The 16,550-nt window shown below is 73.2% G+C and carries 18 protein-coding genes and 1 rRNA gene; all 19 read left to right on the plus strand.

Annotation, left to right across the window (positions count from 1 at the left end; all coding sequences use genetic code 11):
- Nucleotides 1-72: ribosomal RNA gene (gene rrf, locus ACVWW9_RS10225) — 5S ribosomal RNA — on the plus strand; the annotation flags it as partial.
- A gap of 104 nt (nt 73-176) precedes the next feature.
- Nucleotides 177-977 (plus strand): MBL fold metallo-hydrolase, encoded by an 801-nt coding sequence (locus ACVWW9_RS10230; protein WP_456515424.1) that lies wholly within the window; start codon nt 177-179, stop codon nt 975-977.
- Entirely contained in the window at nt 974-1,960 is a 987-nt protein-coding gene (locus ACVWW9_RS10235) for an NAD-dependent epimerase/dehydratase family protein (RefSeq protein WP_456515425.1), read from the plus strand. The genes ACVWW9_RS10230 and ACVWW9_RS10235 overlap by 4 nt, the downstream gene beginning before the upstream one ends.
- Nucleotides 1,957-2,097, plus strand: a complete 141-nt coding sequence (locus tag ACVWW9_RS10240) for a hypothetical protein (protein ID WP_170165603.1) — start codon at nt 1,957-1,959, stop codon at nt 2,095-2,097. The genes ACVWW9_RS10235 and ACVWW9_RS10240 overlap by 4 nt, the downstream gene beginning before the upstream one ends.
- Nucleotides 2,090-2,893 (plus strand): TlyA family RNA methyltransferase, encoded by an 804-nt coding sequence (locus tag ACVWW9_RS10245; RefSeq protein WP_456515426.1) that lies wholly within the window; start codon nt 2,090-2,092, stop codon nt 2,891-2,893. Before ACVWW9_RS10240 ends, ACVWW9_RS10245 begins: the two co-directional genes overlap by 8 nt.
- Complete coding sequence (locus ACVWW9_RS10250) at nt 2,890-3,792, plus strand: NAD kinase (RefSeq protein WP_456515427.1); 903 nt, start codon at nt 2,890-2,892, stop codon at nt 3,790-3,792. The genes ACVWW9_RS10245 and ACVWW9_RS10250 overlap by 4 nt, the downstream gene beginning before the upstream one ends.
- Nucleotides 3,789-5,483: a DNA repair protein RecN gene (gene recN / locus ACVWW9_RS10255; RefSeq protein ID WP_456515428.1), complete on the plus strand. Its 1,695-nt coding sequence runs from the start codon at nt 3,789-3,791 to the stop codon at nt 5,481-5,483. Before ACVWW9_RS10250 ends, recN begins: the two co-directional genes overlap by 4 nt.
- A gap of 50 nt (nt 5,484-5,533) precedes the next feature.
- Nucleotides 5,534-7,198 (plus strand): CTP synthase, encoded by a 1,665-nt coding sequence (locus tag ACVWW9_RS10260; RefSeq protein WP_170165604.1) that lies wholly within the window; start codon nt 5,534-5,536, stop codon nt 7,196-7,198.
- Nucleotides 7,198-7,839, plus strand: a complete 642-nt coding sequence (locus ACVWW9_RS10265; protein ID WP_456515429.1) for an NUDIX domain-containing protein — start codon at nt 7,198-7,200, stop codon at nt 7,837-7,839. Before ACVWW9_RS10260 ends, ACVWW9_RS10265 begins: the two co-directional genes overlap by 1 nt.
- Complete coding sequence (gene xerD / locus ACVWW9_RS10270; RefSeq protein WP_456515430.1) at nt 7,836-8,726, plus strand: site-specific tyrosine recombinase XerD; 891 nt, start codon at nt 7,836-7,838, stop codon at nt 8,724-8,726. Before ACVWW9_RS10265 ends, xerD begins: the two co-directional genes overlap by 4 nt.
- Nucleotides 8,727-8,738: 12 nt before the next feature.
- Complete coding sequence (locus tag ACVWW9_RS10275) at nt 8,739-9,764, plus strand: 1-aminocyclopropane-1-carboxylate deaminase (RefSeq protein ID WP_456515431.1); 1,026 nt, start codon at nt 8,739-8,741, stop codon at nt 9,762-9,764.
- A 10-nt stretch (nt 9,765-9,774) separates the two neighbouring features.
- On the plus strand, nt 9,775-10,167 hold the full coding sequence (locus ACVWW9_RS10280; RefSeq protein WP_456515432.1) for a VOC family protein: 393 nt from the start codon (nt 9,775-9,777) through the stop codon (nt 10,165-10,167).
- A gap of 106 nt (nt 10,168-10,273) precedes the next feature.
- A complete protein-coding gene (locus tag ACVWW9_RS10285) occupies nt 10,274-11,122 on the plus strand; it encodes a ParA family protein (protein WP_123698533.1) in 849 nt (282 codons plus the stop codon).
- Nucleotides 11,106-11,930: a segregation and condensation protein A gene (locus tag ACVWW9_RS10290; protein WP_456515433.1), complete on the plus strand. Its 825-nt coding sequence runs from the start codon at nt 11,106-11,108 to the stop codon at nt 11,928-11,930. The genes ACVWW9_RS10285 and ACVWW9_RS10290 overlap by 17 nt, the downstream gene beginning before the upstream one ends.
- A complete protein-coding gene (gene scpB, locus ACVWW9_RS10295; protein WP_456515434.1) occupies nt 11,917-12,516 on the plus strand; it encodes an SMC-Scp complex subunit ScpB in 600 nt (199 codons plus the stop codon). Before ACVWW9_RS10290 ends, scpB begins: the two co-directional genes overlap by 14 nt.
- Entirely contained in the window at nt 12,513-13,265 is a 753-nt protein-coding gene (locus tag ACVWW9_RS10300) for a pseudouridine synthase (RefSeq protein WP_245989845.1), read from the plus strand. Before scpB ends, ACVWW9_RS10300 begins: the two co-directional genes overlap by 4 nt.
- A 31-nt stretch (nt 13,266-13,296) precedes the next feature.
- Nucleotides 13,297-14,376: a prephenate dehydrogenase gene (locus ACVWW9_RS10305; RefSeq protein WP_456515435.1), complete on the plus strand. Its 1,080-nt coding sequence runs from the start codon at nt 13,297-13,299 to the stop codon at nt 14,374-14,376.
- A complete protein-coding gene (cmk, locus tag ACVWW9_RS10310) occupies nt 14,373-15,041 on the plus strand; it encodes a (d)CMP kinase (RefSeq protein WP_123697568.1) in 669 nt (222 codons plus the stop codon). The genes ACVWW9_RS10305 and cmk overlap by 4 nt, the downstream gene beginning before the upstream one ends.
- Nucleotides 15,034-16,521, plus strand: coding sequence for a ribosome biogenesis GTPase Der (gene der, locus ACVWW9_RS10315; protein WP_456515436.1), 1,488 nt, complete (start codon nt 15,034-15,036; stop codon nt 16,519-16,521). The genes cmk and der overlap by 8 nt, the downstream gene beginning before the upstream one ends.
- Nucleotides 16,522-16,550: the final 29 nt, after the last annotated feature.

The raw sequence follows: 16,550 nt of genomic DNA on the forward strand, positions 1-16,550 counted from the left end.
CCGGAAGCTAAGGCTCTCAGCGCCGATGGTACTGCAGGGGGGACCCTGTGGGAGAGTAGGACACCGCCGGACTTACCTTGGAAAGGGGCCCCAGATTCATCTGGGGCCCCTTTTTTCATGCCCGCTTCCGAGGAGCGCTCTGGCGGTTGTCAGGCCGCTGGAGTGGGATGGGGGCCATGAGCAGAACCACTCCCTCGGAACGACCGCTCGGTGCCGTGCGGCGCCGGCAGCGCGCGGTGCTCCGCCGCGACATCGCACCGGGCGTGCACATGCTGCAGCACGCCTCCACGAACGCGTACCTCATCGACGACGGCGGTGCGATCACCCTCGTCGACGCGCTCTTCCCCTCGAGCCATCGGCACCTCGGGCGGGCGCTCGCGGCGATCGGCCGCAGCCCCGCGGATGTGCGAGCCCTCGTGCTGACGCACGCGCACTTCGACCACCTCGGGATGGCCGCCGGGCTCCGCGACGCGGGTGTGCCGATCTGGCTCCACCCAGCGGACGCGCCGATCGCGGCGCATCCCTACAGCTATCGGCAGGCGCGGCCGAGGCTGCTCTATCCGCTCCGCTTCCCGGCGGCGCTGCCGATCCTCACCGCGATGGTGAACGTCGGGGCGTTGGGCGTCCAGGGCATCCGCGAGCACACCGCGCTCGAGCACGGCACGACGCTCGACGTGCCTGGCGCGCCGCGCGTGCTCGCGACGCCCGGGCACACCGACGGGCACGTCGCCCTACACCTGCCCGACCGCGATGCGGTCATCGTGGGCGACGCCCTGGTCACCCTCGACCCCTACACGGCCAAGACGGGTCCGCGCGTCGTCGCGGCGGCTGCCACGAACGATCCGGAGCTCGCGCTCGCGTCGCTCGATGTGCTGGAGGGCACGGGAGCGAAGGCGGTGCTGCCCGGCCACGGTGACGCGTGGCTCGAGGGGATCGGCAGCGCGGTCGCTGCTGCGCGGGCAGCGGGCGTCGATTGACGATTCCCCGGCGCGTGCTCGTGCTGGGCGGCACGCGCTGGCTCGGTGCGCTCATCGCGTCCGGCCATGTCGCGCGGGGCGCCGAGGTGGTGTGCCTCGCGCGCGGGACCGGCGAACCGGTCGCCGACGGCGCCCACCTCGTGGTGGGCGACCGCGACCGCGACGGCGCCTACGACGCGCTCGAGGGGGAGTGGGACGAGGTCGTCGACGTCACCAGCGTGCCCGCGCACGCAGCCGGCGCGCTCGACGAGCTCGGCGACCGGGTGCGGCACTGGACGTTCGTCTCGTCGGTCTCGGCGCAGCGCGTGGAGGGTGCGCCCGTCGGCGCCGACGAGGACGACGACCTCGTGCCCGAGGACGCCTCCGGCGACGACTACGCCGGGGCGAAGGCCTGGATCGAGCGCGCCGCCCGCGCACGGCTCGGCGAGCGGCTCGCCATCGTCCGGCCGGGGCTCATCGGCGGGCCCGGCGACCCGAGCGGGCGCTTCGGGTACTGGGTCGGCAGGCTCGCGCTCGCCGGCACCGGACCGGTGCTCGTGCCTGCCCGGGACCAGCCGACGCAGACGATCGACGTGCGCGACCTCGCCGCGTTCCTGGTGGAACGCGCACCCGAGCGCAGCGACGTCGTGAACGCGGTCGGCGCCGAGATGACGCTGCACCGGCTCATCGCGACGGCCAGGGAGCTCACGGGCCACTCGGGCGAGCTCGTGCTCGCCTCGGACGACGCACTGGCCGCGCTCGACATCGGGCACTGGGCGGGGCCGCGCGCGCTGCCGCTCACGCTGCCCGCGGCGATCGCCTCGCACGCCCAGCGCTCGAGCGCCCGCTACCGCGCGGCGGGCGGGACGCACCGCGCGCTGCGGGCGACGCTCGAGGCGGCGCTCGTCGACGAGCGAGCCCTCGGCCCGGGTCGCGACACCCCGACGCGGCTCTCGCGCGCCGACGAGCTCGCCGCGATCGATTCGCTAGCCTCGGAGGCATGACCGACCACGACAGCGCGGTCGACGGACTCGTCGACGAGCTCGACCTGCTCGAGCAGCAGCCGCTCGAGGAGCGCGCCGACCAGCTCGCCCGCATCCACGACCGGCTGCAGGCCGAGCTCGGCGCGGTGCGTGGCTGACGAGCCCGGTGCCGGCGCCGTCCGGCTCGACCAGGCGCTCGTCGAGCGCGGCCTCGTGCGCAGCCGCACGCAGGCGCAGCAGCGCATCGCCGAGGGGCTCGTCGCGGTCGACGGCCGGACGGTCCTGAAGCCGAGCCACAGGGTCGCGGCCGATGCGGACGTCGCGGTCTCCGGCGGCGATGCCTGGGTCTCGCGCGCGGCGCACAAGCTGCTCGCCGCGCTCGACGCGTTCGCGGTCGATCCGGCCGGACGTCGCGCCCTCGACGCCGGGGCCTCGACGGGCGGCTTCACCCAGGTGCTGCTCGCGCGGGGCGCCGAGCACGTCACGGCGCTCGACGTCGGGCACGACCAGTTCCAGCTCGACGTCGCGGCGCATCCCATCACGCTCATCGAGGGCATGAACGTGCGCGACCTGCAACCCGGCGCGATCGCGCCGCCGCCGACGATCGTCACGGCCGACCTCTCGTTCATCTCCCTTGGCCTCGCCATCCCGCCGCTCCGCGGCGTCGCAGCGCCCGACGCCGACTGGATCGTGCTCATCAAGCCGCAGTTCGAGGTTGGCAGGACGGGCGTGCGCGAGGGCATCGTCACCGATCCGGGGCTGCGCGCGCAGGCGATCGAGCAGGTGCTGTGGTCGGCGTGGGATGCGGGGCTCGGCACCGCTGGCCTCATCGGCAGCCCGATCTTGGGGGCGCGCGGCAACCTCGAGTACCTCGCGCACCTCACGGCGACGGGCGGGGCGAATCCGACAGAATGGCTGGACGCATCCGCACGACTGTCGAGGGAGGCACGGTGAGCGACCGCAGGTTCCTGCTCGCGTTCCACCCCGGACGGGAGGAGGCCGTCGCGACGGCCGCGTCCATCGCCGCCCGCCTGCTTCAGGCGGGCGTCATCCCGGTCGTGCTCGGCGAGGACCGCGCCGTGCTGCTTGCCAGCCGCGACGGCCTCGACGCGGTCGAGCCGCACCACCCCGGCGACGAGCACGAGGTCGAGCTCATCATGACCCTCGGCGGCGACGGCACGATCCTGCGCGCAGCCGAGCTGCAGCGCGAGATCGGGGCGCCACTGCTGGGCATCAACCTCGGACACGTCGGCTTCCTCGCGGAGGCCGAGGTCGCCGAGACCGCCGAGGTGGTCGAGCGCGCGCTGCTGCGCGACTACGAGGTCGAGCAGCGGCTGACGCTGCGCGTGCGCGTCTTCGACGACGGCGAGCTCGTGCATGAGACGTGGGCGGTCAACGAGGCGGCGATCGAGAAGGTCGGCGCCGGCCGCATGATCTCGACGCTGCTCGAGATCGACGGGCGCCCCATCTCGTCGTTCGGAACCGACGCCGTGCTGCTCGCGACCCCGACGGGCTCGACCGCCTACTCGTTCTCGGCCGGCGGCCCGATCGTCTGGCCGACCGCCGAGGTGCTGCTGCTCGTGCCGCTCGGCGCGCACGCCCTCTTCACCCGGCCGCTCGTCGTCGCGCCCACGTCGACGCTCGCGGTGACGATCGCGGAGGACTCCACGAGCGCGGCGATGCTGTGGTGCGACTCGCGCCGCTCGTTCCCGCTCCCGCAGGGCTCGCGCATCGAGGCGACCCGCGACGCGCGTCCGCTGCGCCTCGCGCGCCTCTCTCGGGCACCGTTCGCCGACCGGCTGGTCGCGAAGTTCCACCTGCCCGTCGAGGGCTTCCGGCGGCCGCGACCGTGACCCGCCTCGACGAGCTGACGATCCGCTCGCTGGGCGTGATCGACGAGGCCCGCGTGCCGGTGGGCGCGGGCTTCACCGCCATCACCGGCGAGACGGGCGCGGGCAAGACGATGCTCGTGCAGGCGCTCGCGCTGCTGCGCGGCGAGCGCGCCGACGCGGGCGTCATCCGCGCCGGCGAGGAGCGCGCGGCGGTGCAGGGCGTCTGGATCGTCGACGACGCGGAGGCGGTCGCGCTCGTCGAGGACGCGGGCGGCAGCATCGACGACGGCGAGCTCATCCTCGGCCGCGCACTCACCCGCACGGGGGATGGTGCCGGCAGGTCCCGAGCGCAGGCCGGCGGTGCCGCCGTGCCCGCAGGGCTCCTCCGCGAGCTCGCCGACCGGCTCGTCGCGGTGCACGGCCAGTCCGACCAGCAGCGGCTGCGCTCCGCGGAGGCGCAGGCGGATGCGCTCGACCGCGCGGCAGGCGAGCCGCTCCGCGCGCTGCTCGCCGAGTACCGGGCGGAGCACGCGGCCTGGGCAGACGCGCGCGACGCGGCAGCGCGCATCCGCGCCGAGCACGACGCGCGCGCGGCTGAGGCCGACACGATCCGGGTCGAGCTCGAGGACCTCGAGGCCGTCGACCCGCAGCCGGGGGAGCAGGACGCGCTCGCAGCGCTCGCGCATCGGCTCGAGCATGCCGAGGGGCTGCGGCTGCAGCTCGCCGAGGCGCGCGCCGCACTCGCGAACGACGAGGACGAGCCGGACGCGGTGACGCTCGCAGGGCACGCGCGGCGCCTCGTCGAGCGCGCGGCCGGCGACGACGGCTCCCTCGCCGACGCGCTCGACCTGCTCGTGCAGGCGGATGCGCTGCTGCAGGAGGCGTCGTCGGCGATCGTCCGCGCGCTCGACGACCTCGAGCGCCCCGAGCGCAGCCTCGACGAGGTGCAGGAGCGGCGCGCGGCGCTGACGGCGCTCGAGCGGCGCATCGGCAGGCCGCTCGACGAGGCGCTCGAGGCGGCACCCGCCGCGGCGCTCCGGCTCGTGGAGCTCGAGGGCGACGACGCGGAGCTCGCGCGGCTCGACGCCGAGGAGGCGGCCCACCTCGAGGCCGCGACCGCGGTCGCCGACCGGCTGAGCGCGATGCGGCACGACGCCGCCCGCCACCTCGAGCAGGCGGTCGGCGCGGAGCTGCGCGCGCTCGCGATGCCCGACGCGCGGCTCGTCGTCGAGGTCGAGCAGCTGCCCGAGCTCGGCGCGCACGGCCGCGACCGCGTCACGATGCTGCTCGCCCCGCATCCTGGAGCCGACCCGCGCCCGGTGCAGAAGGGCGCGTCCGGCGGCGAGCTCAGCCGCATCATGCTCGCGATCGAGGTCGCGCTCGCCGACGAGAGCGTGCCCACCATGGTCTTCGACGAGGTCGACGCGGGCGTCGGCGGCGCTGCCGCGACCGAGATCGGCCGCCGGCTCGCGCGGCTCGCGCAGCACTGCCAGGTGATCGTCGTCACGCACCTCGCGCAGGTCGCCGCCTTCGCCGAGAGCCACGTGCGCGTCGTGAAGGGCACCGACGGCCGCATCACCGCGTCGCAGGTCGCCCTGGTGGAGGGCGACGAGCGCCTGGCCGAGCTCGCCCGCATGCTGTCGGGCAGCGCATCCGACACGGCCCTCGCCCACGCCCTCGAGCTGCTGGCTCACAGCACCGTCGTGGGATAGGCTCGAAGCCCGTGAACCAAAGTGCAAACGGGACCGCCGCCAGACCCAAGGTGACCAAGCAGATCTTCGTCACGGGTGGTGTCGTCTCGTCGCTCGGCAAGGGGCTCACCGCCGCATCGCTCGGCAACCTCCTCACCGCCCGCGGCCTGCACGTCGTGATGCAGAAGCTGGATCCGTACCTCAACGTCGATCCCGGCACGATGAACCCGTTCCAGCACGGCGAGGTCTTCGTGACCGACGACGGCGCCGAGACCGACCTCGACATCGGCCACTACGAGCGCTTCCTCGACGTGAACCTGTCGCAGGCGGCCAACGTCACCACCGGCCAGATCTACTCGCGCGTCATCGAGCGCGAGCGCCGCGGCGAGTACCTCGGCGACACCGTGCAGGTCATCCCGCACATCTCCGACGAGATCAAGCGCCGCATGCGCCTGCAGTCGGAGGGCGACCCGCAGCCCGACGTCATCATCACCGAGATCGGCGGCACGGTCGGCGACATCGAGTCGCAGCCGTTCATCGAGTCGGCCCGCCAGATCCGCCACGAGCTCGGCCGCGGCAACGTCTTCTTCGTGCACGTCTCGCTCGTGCCGTTCCTCGGCGCGTCCGGCGAGCAGAAGACGAAGCCGACGCAGCACTCTGTCGCGACGCTGCGCTCGATCGGCATCCAGCCCGACGCGCTCGTGCTGCGCAGCGACCGCCCGGTCTCGGACTCGAACCGCAAGAAGATCGCGCTCATGTGCGACGTCGAGGAGGAGGCGGTCGTCAACGCGATCGACAAGCCCTCGATCTACGACATCCCCACCATGCTCACCGAGCAGGGCCTCGACACCTACATCATCCAGCAGCTCGGCCTCACGGCCGGCGACATCGACTGGTCGCGCTGGCAGCCCGTGCTCGACAACGTGCACCAGCCCAAGCACGAGGTCACGATCGGCCTGGTCGGCAAGTACATCGACCTGCCGGACGCCTACCTGTCGGTGACCGAGGCGGTCAAGGCCGGCGGATTCGCGAACCAGTCGAAGGTCAACGTGCGCTGGGTGCGCTCGGACGACTGCGAGACGCCCGAGGGCGCTGCGGCCGCGCTCGGCGACCTCGACGGCATCATCATCCCCGGCGGCTTCGGCATCCGCGGCATCGAGGGCAAGCTCGGCGCGCTCAAGTTCACGCGCGAGAACGAGATCCCCACGCTCGGCATCTGCCTGGGCCTGCAGTGCATGGTCATCGAGGCGGCGCGCAACCTCGCCGGCATCGAGGGCGCGTCGTCGACCGAGTTCGACGAGGCCACGCCCGCGCCGGTCATCGCGACGATGGCGGAGCAGGAGCAGCACATCCACGGCGGCGACCTGGGCGGCACGATGCGCCTCGGCCTCTACGAGGCGAAGCTCGCCGAGGGCTCGCTCGCCGCCCGTCTGTACGGCGAGGAGGTCTCGCACGAGCGCCACCGCCACCGCTACGAGGTGAACAACGCCTACCGCGAGGAGATCGGCGCCGCCGGCCTCGCGTTCAGCGGCCTGTCGCCCGACGGCACGCTCGTCGAGTACGTCGAGCTGCCCGGCCACCCGTTCTACATCGCCACGCAGGCGCACCCCGAGCTGCGCAGCAGGCCGAACCGCGCGCATCCGCTCTTCCGCGGCCTCGTCGCGGCGGCGCTCGACCGCCAGCGCGCGTCGAAGCTGTTCGACGAGACCGACGAGACCGACGCGGCGACCGACTGATGATCGCCGACGCGCTCGGCGCGCAGCCCGTGCTCGCGCGCGAGCGGCTGTTCGACGGCCGGGTGTGGGACGTCGAGGCGCAGGAGTTCGAGCTCGGCGGCACCCGCATCCGCCGCGAGGTCGTCGTGCACCCCGGTGCCGTCGCGATCGCGGCGGTCAACGAGCGCGACGAGCTCATGCTCGTGCACCAGTACCGGCATCCCGCCGGCGGCACGCTGTGGGAGCTGCCGGCAGGGCTCCTCGACGTGGATGGCGAGGACCCGCTCGACGCCGCCAAGCGCGAGCTCGCCGAGGAGACCGACCTCGCGGCCGACGGCTGGCAGACGCTGCTCGACGTCTCGACGAGCGGCGGCGGCTCGACCGAGATCATCCGCGTCTACCTCGCGACCGACGTGCGCGAGCTGCCCGACGCCTTCGACCGCTTCCACGAGGAGGCCGAGATGGAGCGGCGCTGGGTGCCGCTCGACGAGATCGTCGAGGCGGCGCTCGCGATGCGGATCCACAACGCGACCCTGCTGTCGGCGGCGCTCGCGCTCGCGGCGATGCGCACGGCTGGCGGCACGGCGCACCGGCTCGAGGCGCACCGCGTCCATGCACACCCCGTCGACGTGCCGTTCGACTGGCATCCGCTGCACCGGTGAGCCCCCAGCAGGCCGTCGAGCGGCTGCTGCGGCAGCTGGCGATCGAGCGCGGCCTGTCGAAGCACACGATCGCCGCCTACCGGCGCGACCTCACCGGCTACCTCGAGGTGCTCGAGGCGCGCGGCGTGACGGATGCGTCGGCGATCTCTGCCGATGACGTCGCCGCCTTCCGCTCGTCCCTCGCCGACCGTGGCCTCGCCGCATCGTCGGTGGCGCGGCACCTGTCGGCCGTGAAGGCGCTGCACCGCTGGCTCGTCGACGAGCGCGTCGCCGCCGACGACGTCGCGAAGGACCAGCGCCCGCCGAAGCTGCCGTCCCGGCTGCCGAAGGCGATCTCGGTGTCGCAGATGCAGCGGCTGCTCGACGCGGTGGTCGGCGACGACCCCGCCTCGCTCCGCGACCGCGCGCTGCTCGAGCTGCTCTACGCGACCGGCGCCCGCATCTCGGAGCTCGTCGCCCTCGACGTCGACGACATCGGCGAGTCGCTCGTGAAGGTCACCGGCAAGGGCGGCAAGCAGCGCCTCGTGCCGGTCGGCTCGTTCGCGCGCGCCGCCACGGATGCGTGGCTCGTGCGGGGGAGGGCGGCGCTCGCGGCGAAGGGGCGCGGCACGCCCGCGCTGCTGCTCGGCGCCCGCGGCGGCCGCCTCAGCAGGCAGGCCGCCTGGGAGGTCATCCAGCGCGTCGCCGAGGAGGCGGAGGTGCCGCACGTCTCGCCGCACACCTTCCGGCACTCGTTCGCGACGCACCTGCTCGAGGGCGGCGCCGACGTGCGCGTCGTGCAGGAGCTGCTCGGGCACGCCTCCGTCGCGACGACGCAGATCTACACGCATGTCACCGCGGACACGCTGCGCGACATGTACACGACCGCGCATCCGAGGGCTCGCTAGATAGCATCGGCCATGGCCATCACGGACTTCGACCGCTACCCGCTGACCTTCGGGCCGAGCCCGGTGCACCCGCTCGAGAACCTCACGAAGCACCTCGGCGGCGCCGCCATCTGGGCGAAGCGCGAGGACGTGAGCTCCGGGCTCGCGTTCGGCGGCAACAAGACCCGCAAGCTCGAGTACATCGTGCCCGACGTGCTCGCCTCGGGCGCCGACACGCTCGTCTCGATCGGCGGCGTCCAGTCGAACCACACGCGCCAGGTCGCGGCGGTGGCCGCGAAGCTCGGCCTCAGGTGCCGGCTCGTGCAGGAGCGGTGGGTCGAGTGGGACGACCCGGTGAACGACACGGTCGGCAACCTGCTGCTCTCGCGCATCATGGGCGCCGACAGCCGGCTCGACCCGGCCGGCTTCGACATCGGCATCCGCGACTCCTGGGAGGAGGCGCTGCGCGAGGTCGAGGAGTCGGGCGGCACCCCCTACGGCATCCCGGCGGGCGCGAGCGAGCATCCGCTCGGCGGTCTCGGCTTCGCGAGCTGGGCCTACGAGGTGGCCGAGCAGGAGCGCGCGCTCGGCGTCTTCTTCGACACGATCGTGGTCTGCACCGTCACCGGCTCGACGCACGCGGGGATGATCGCCGGCTTCGCGGCGCTCGAGGACGCCGGCGGCCGGCCGCGGCGCGTGATCGGCATCGACGCATCCGCGACCATCGAGAAGACCCGCGACCAGGTCGCGCGCATCGCCCGGCACACCGCCGCGCTGATCGGGCTCGAGCGCGAGCTGCGCGATGACGAGATCACGGTGCTCGAGGGGTGGGCGGGCGACCTGTACGGCATCCCCGTCGCCTCGACGATCGACGCGATCCTCACCTCCGGCCGCACCGAGGCGATGATCATCGACCCCGTGTACGAGGGCAAGTCGATGGCCGGCCTCATCGACCTCGTGCGCTCCGGCGACATCCCGCGCGACTCGACGGTGCTGTACGCCCACCTCGGCGGGCAGCCGGCGCTCAACGCCTACTCCGGCGTCTTCCCGTGGAGCTGAGGCGGCTCGCATGATCACCTTCGACGCCATCGGCATGGTCGCGGTCGACCTGCCCGCGACGCTCGCGTTCTACCGCGAGCTCGGCCTCGACATCCCCGCCGATGCCGACAGCGCGCCGCACGCGGAGGCGACGCTCCCCGGCGGACTGCGGCTCATGTGGGACACCGAGGCGACCATCCGCTCGTTCGTGCCGGACTACGAGCGGGAGCCGGGCCAGAGCCACACCCTCGCGGCGCGCTGCGACAGCGCCGCGGAGGTCGACGAGGTCGTCGCCCGGCTCGCGGCGCTCGGCCACCGCGTGATCCGCGAACCGTGGGACGCCCACTGGGGACAGCGATACGCGACCGTCGCCGATCCCGACGGCTACGGTGTCGACCTCTACGCCTCCCTCCCGGGGGCCTGAGGCTCAACCAGAGGTTGAGATACACGCCGCGACGGCCTGCGCGGCGAAGCGGCCGGGCGTTCCTAGACTCGGATGCGTGAGCACGCGCAACGAGACCCTGGCCGGCATGGAGGCGCCCGCGCTCGGGCCGACCGGGCGCCCGATGCGCGACTTCCCGGAGCCGAAGCCGCTGCGCAGCCACGGCCCCGCGCGCATCGTGACGATGTGCAACCAGAAGGGCGGCGTCGGCAAGACGACGACGAGCATCAACCTGGGCGCCGCCGTCGCCGAGTACGGCCGCCGCGTGCTGGCCATCGACTTCGACCCGCAGGGCGCGCTGAGCGCGGGACTCGGCGTCGACAACCACGACGCGACGACGATCTACGACCTGCTGCTGAACCCGCGCCTCGACCCCAAGGACGCCATCCAGCACACGAGCGTCGAGGGCCTCGACGTCATCCCCGCGAACATCGACCTCTCGGCCGCCGAGGTGCACCTCGTCAACGAGGTCGCGCGCGAGCAGATCCTCGCCCGCGTGCTGCGCCGGGTCGCCGACGACTACGACCTCATCCTCATCGACTGCCAGCCCTCGCTCGGCCTGCTGACGGTGAACGCGCTCACGGCCGCGCACGGCGTGCTCATCCCGCTCGAGAGCGAGTTCTTCGCGCTCCGCGGCGTCGCGCTCCTCAAGGAGACGATCGACAAGGTGCAGGACCGCCTGAACCCCGCCCTGCAGCTCGACGGCATCCTCGTCACGATGTACGACGCCCGCACGCTGCACGCGCGCGAGGTCATGGATCGCGTGGTGGGGGCCTTCGGCGACATCGTGCTCGAGACCGTCATCCGCCGCACGGTGAAGTTCCCGGACGCATCCGTCGCCGGCCAGCCCGTCACCCAGTTCGCGCCCGAGCATGCGGCCGCCGAGGCGCACCGCCAGCTCGCGCGCGAGCTGATCGCCCGTGGCGCGATCGCCTGACGAGGTCGAGCCTGAGGAAGAGGCTCGCGGCTTCCGCCTCGCGCTCGACAACTTCGACGGTCCGTTCGACCTGCTGCTGACGCTCATCGGCAACCGGTCGATGGACGTGACCGAGATCTCGCTCGGCCGCGTCACGAACGAGTTCATCGCCTACGTGCGCACGCTCGACACGCACGAGGAGCTCGAGCAGGCGAGCGAGTTCATCGTCGTCGCCGCGACCCTGCTCGACCTCAAGATCGCCTCGCTGCTGCCCGCCGGTGACGTCGTCGACAGCGAGGACGTCGCGCTGCTCGAGGCGCGCGACCTGCTGTTCGCGCGGCTGCTGCAGTACCGCGCGTTCAAGCAGGCGGCGCTGTGGATGTCGGAGCGCATCGGCGAGGAGTCGAACCGCCACGCGCGCTCGGTGCGGCTCGAGGAGCGGTTCCGGCAGCGCACGCCGGAGCTCAAGTGGACGCTCTCGGCCGACGACTTCGCGGCCCTCGCGCTGCTCGCGCTCACGCCGAAGGAGCTGCCGACGGTCGGCCTCGCGCACCTGCACGCGCCGCTCGTCTCGATCCGCGAGCAGGCCGCGCACATCGTGGCGCGGCTGCGGCAGTCGGGCACGACCACCTTCCGCGAGCTCATCGCCGGCGAGGCGACGCGCGGCGTCATCGTCGCGCGCTTCCTCGCCGTGCTCGAGCTCTACCGCCACGCCGCCGTCACCTTCGAGCAGCTCGAGCCGCTCGGCGAGCTCTCGATCAGCTGGACCGGCCACGACTTCCGCGACGAGGACCTCGTCGCGCTGGGGGCAGACTATGACCATGCATGAGACGGATGCGGCGACCGACGAGGTGGTCGCCGACCGATCGCACCTGCCGCTCGAGCGGCGCATCGAGGCGATCCTCATGGTCGCCGACGAGCCGCAGGGCGCCGTGCACCTCGCGACCGCGCTGCGCGCGCCGGTGCAGGACGTCAAGGCCGCGATCGAGGCGCTCCGCGCCGACTACGACGGGCTCGGCGAGGGGCCGGAGCGCGGCTTCGAGCTGCGCGAGGTCGGCGGCGGCTGGCGCGTGTACGTGCGCGCCGCCTACGACGTCGACGCGGCCGACTTCGTGCTCACGCAGCAGCCCACCCGGCTGTCGCAGGCGGCGCTCGAGACGCTCGCCGTGATCGCCTACAAGCAGCCCATCACCCGCGGTGCCGTCGCCGCCATCCGCGCCGTCAACGTCGACTCGGTCGTGCGCACCCTGCTCGGCCGCGGCCTCATCCGCGAGGCGTTCGCCGACGCCGAGACGGGCGCGATCCACTACGAGACCAGCGAGCTGCTGCTGACGCAGCTCGGCCTCAACTCGCTCGACGAGCTGCCGCCGATCTCGCCGCTGCTGCCCGACGGCGAAGAGGAGCTGAGCCTGTGACCCCCACCGATCCGAGCGCCGAGGGCGAGCGCCTGCAGAAGGTGCTCGCCGCCGCGGGCGTCGCGAGCCGCCGCGTCGTCGAGGACATGATCGTCGCCGGCCGCATCTCGGTCGACGGGGCGGTCGTGACCGAGCTCGGCAGCCGCATCCGCCCCGACGCGCAGGTGCTCGTCGACGGCACGGCCATCCAGCTCGACGCGACGAAGCGCTACCTCATGCTCAACAAGCCGACCGGGGTCGTCTCGACCATGGCCGACGAGCAGGGGCGGCCGGACCTGCGCGAGTTCACCGACCCCATCGAGGAGCGCGTGTACAACGTCGGCAGGCTCGACACCGACACCTCCGGGCTGCTGCTGCTCACGAACGACGGCGAGCTCGCGCACGTGCTCGCGCATCCCTCGTTCGGCGTCGAGAAGACCTACGTCGCGAAGGTGCGCGGCACGGTCGACCAGCGGGTCATCCGCCGGCTGCTCGACGGCTTCGAGCTCGACGACGGCGAGATCCACGCCGACGCGGCGCGGCTCGTCGGCACGCCGTCGCGCGGGCACTCGATGGTCGAGCTGACGCTCCACTCGGGCCGCAACCGCATCGTGCGCCGGATGCTCGACCACGTCGGCCACCCGGTGGTCGAGCTCGTGCGGCGCAGCTTCGGCCCGCTGCACCTCGGCACGCTGCGGTCGGGGCAGGTGCGGGAACTCACTACCATGGAACGCGGCGCCATCCTCACGATCTCGAGGTCGCAGCGCTGACCCCCCACCCCACCGCCTGCGAGGAGCACTCGTGACCCACCGCCTGCGCGGCCCCGTGCGCATCGTCGGCACCGGGCTGCTCGGCACGTCGATCGGCCTGGGCCTCGCCGCGCGCGGCGTCGAGGTGCAGCTCGCCGACGCGAGCCCGACCGCGATGCGGCTCGCCGCCGACTACGGTGCCGGCCGCCTCGCCGAGCACGGCGATCGCCCGGAGCTCATCGTCGTGGCTGTGCCGCCGGACGTCACCGCGCAGGTCGTCGCCGCGGAGCTCGCGGCCTTCCCGGACGCCGTCGTCACCGATGTCGCGTCGGTCAAGGCCGTGCCGCTCGCGCAGCTGCGCGAGCTCGGCGCCGACATCAGCCGCTACCTCGGCACGCACCCGATGGCCGGACGCGAGCGCTCCGGCGCGCTCGCCGGCTCCGGCGACCTGTTCGTCGGGCGCCCGTGGGTGATCGCCGGCCACGACGCCATCTCCTACGAGCGCGGCAGCCTCGTCGACGACCTCATCCTCGACCTCGGCGCGGTGCCGATCGAGTCGAGCCCCGACGAGCACGATCGCTCGGTCGCGATCGTCAGCCACGTGCCGCAGCTCGTGTCGTCGCTCATGGCCGCGCGCCTGGCCGACGCGCCCGACGAGGCGCTCCGCCTCGCGGGCGGCGGCGTGCGCGACGTCACGCGCGTCGCGGCGAGCGACCCGGCGCTGTGGATCCAGATCCTCGGCGCGAACGCGCCCGCGGTCGTCGAGCAGCTGCGCGCGCTGCAGGTCGACCTCGCGACGCTCGTCGACGCGCTCGACGACGTCGACGCGGCCGGCAGCCGCAAGGCCGTCGCGGATGCGCTGCGGGCGGGCAACGAGGGCGTCGCGCGGCTGCCCGGCAAGCACGGCACGCACACGCGCTTCACGCGCGTGCAGGTGCGCGTCGACGACCGCCCCGGCCAGCTCGCGCGGCTGCTCGTCGACATCGGAGACGCGGGCGTGAACCTCGAGGACGTGCGGATGGACCACGCGGAGGGCGCCCAGTTCGGCGTCGCCGAGATCACGGTGCTGCCCGAGGCCGTCGTGCACCTGCACGACGCGCTCGAGGCGCTCGGCTGGCAGGTCGTCGCATGAGCCGCTCGAGCACGGTCGTCGCGATCGACGGGCCCGCGGGCAGCGGCAAGTCGTCGGTCGCGCGCGCGGTCGCGCGCGAGCTCGGCTTCCGCTTCCTCGACACCGGCGCCGCCTACCGGGCGATCGCCTGGCTCGTGCTCGAGCGCGGCGGCTCGACCGACGACGAGCCGACCGTCATCGCGGCCCTCGAGGGGCTCGACGTCGACGTCACCGTCGATGCGGCCGGTCAGCGCGTCACGATCGCGGGCCACGACGTGACCGAGCCGATCCGCACCGAGCGCATCTCCGCCGCAGTCTCGGGCGTGGCCCGGGTGCAGGCGGTGCGCGCCGCCGTCAACGAGCGCTTCCGCGCGATCATCCGCGACGCCGAGCCCGGCATCGTCGCGGAGGGTCGCGACATCACCACCGTCGTCGCGCCCGACGCCGACGTGCGGGTGCTGCTCACCGCCGACGAGGCCGTGCGCATCCGCCGCCGCTTCGGCGACGTGGGCGGCGACCACCAGCAGGTCGGCGCCCGGCTGACCGCCCGCGACGCCGCCGACTCGACGGTGTCCGACTTCATGACCGCAGCCGACGGCGTGACCGTCGTCGACTCCACCGACCTGACCTTCGACGAGACGGTCGAGGCCATCGTGCGCCTCGTGACCGAGGAGAGCCATGACTGACGAGAACTTCGCGTCCGACGACGCCATCGACGCCACCGAGACCGAGGAGGCACGCGTCTCCGCGCTGCGCGCCGGCCTCGCCGACTACGAGCTCGACGACGAGGATGCCGCTCTCCTCGACCTGGCCGACGCAGGGCCCGACGCGATCCGCATCATGCCGGCGCTACCGGTGCTCGCGATCGTCGGCCGCCCGAACGTGGGCAAGTCCGCGCTCGTGAACCGCATCCTGGGCCGCCGCGAGGCCGTCGTCGAGGACACGCCGGGCGTCACGCGCGACCGCGTCTCGTACAAGGCGGAGTGGTCCGGTCGCCAGTTCACGCTCGTCGACACGGGCGGCTGGGAGCCCGACGCGCGCGGCATCGACAAGTCGGTCGCGCAGCAGGCCGAGATCGCCGTCGACCTCGCCGACGCGGTGCTCTTCGTCGTCGACGTCAACGTCGGCCCGACCTCGACCGACGAGCACGTCGTGCGGATGCTGCGGCAGTCGAACCGGCCCGTGCTGCTGGTCGCCAACAAGTCGGACGACTCGCGCAAGGACCTCGAGGCCTCGTCGCTGTGGAGCCTGGGCCTCGGCGAGCCGATCCCGGTCTCGGCCGTTCACGGCCGCGGCGTCGCCGACATGCTCGACCTCGCGATGGAGAAGCTGCCCGAGATCTCGGCGGTCGCGAAGGAGGAGATCGGCGGACCCCGCCGCGTCGCCATCCTCGGACGCCCGAACGTCGGCAAGTCGAGCCTCCTCAACAAGGCGGCCGGCGAGGAGCGCGTCGTCGTCAACGAGATGGCGGGCACGACGCGCGACCCCGTCGACGAGCAGATCGAGCTCGGCGGCCGGGTGTGGCGCTTCGTCGACACGGCCGGCATCCGTCGCCGGGTGCACCTGCAGCAGGGCGCCGACTTCTACGCGACGCTCCGCACGCAGGCCGCGCTCGAGAAGGCCGAGGTCGCGGTCGTGATGCTCGACGTCACCGAGCCGCTCTCGGAGCAGGACGTGCGCATCGTCGACCTCGTGCTCGAGTCGGGCCGCGCGCTCGTGCTCGCGTTCAACAAGTGGGACCAGCTCGACGACGAGCGCCGGCGCTACCTCGAGCGCGAGATCGAGCAGGACCTCGCGCACGTCGACTGGGCGCCGCGCGTCAACATCTCGGCGCGCACCGGGCGCCACCTCGAGAAGCTCGTGCCCGCGCTCGAGCAGGCGCTCGAGTCGTGGGACACCCGCATCCCGACGGGCAAGCTCAACGCCTTCATCGCCGAGATCGTCGCCGCCCACCCGCACCCGCTGCGCGGCGGCAAGCAGCCGCGCATCCTCTTCGCGACGCAGGCGTCGACCAGGCCGCCGACCTTCGTGCTCTTCACGACCGGCTTCCTCGACCCGCAGTACCGCCGCTTCATCACCCGTCGCCTGCGCGAGGACTACGGCTTCGAGGGCTCGCCGATCCAGGTGAACATGCGCGTGCGCGAGAAGCGCGAGCGCCGCACGTAGGTCGTCTCGATACGCGGCCGGCTTCGCCG

The organism is Agrococcus sp. UYP33, assembly GCF_054060915.1.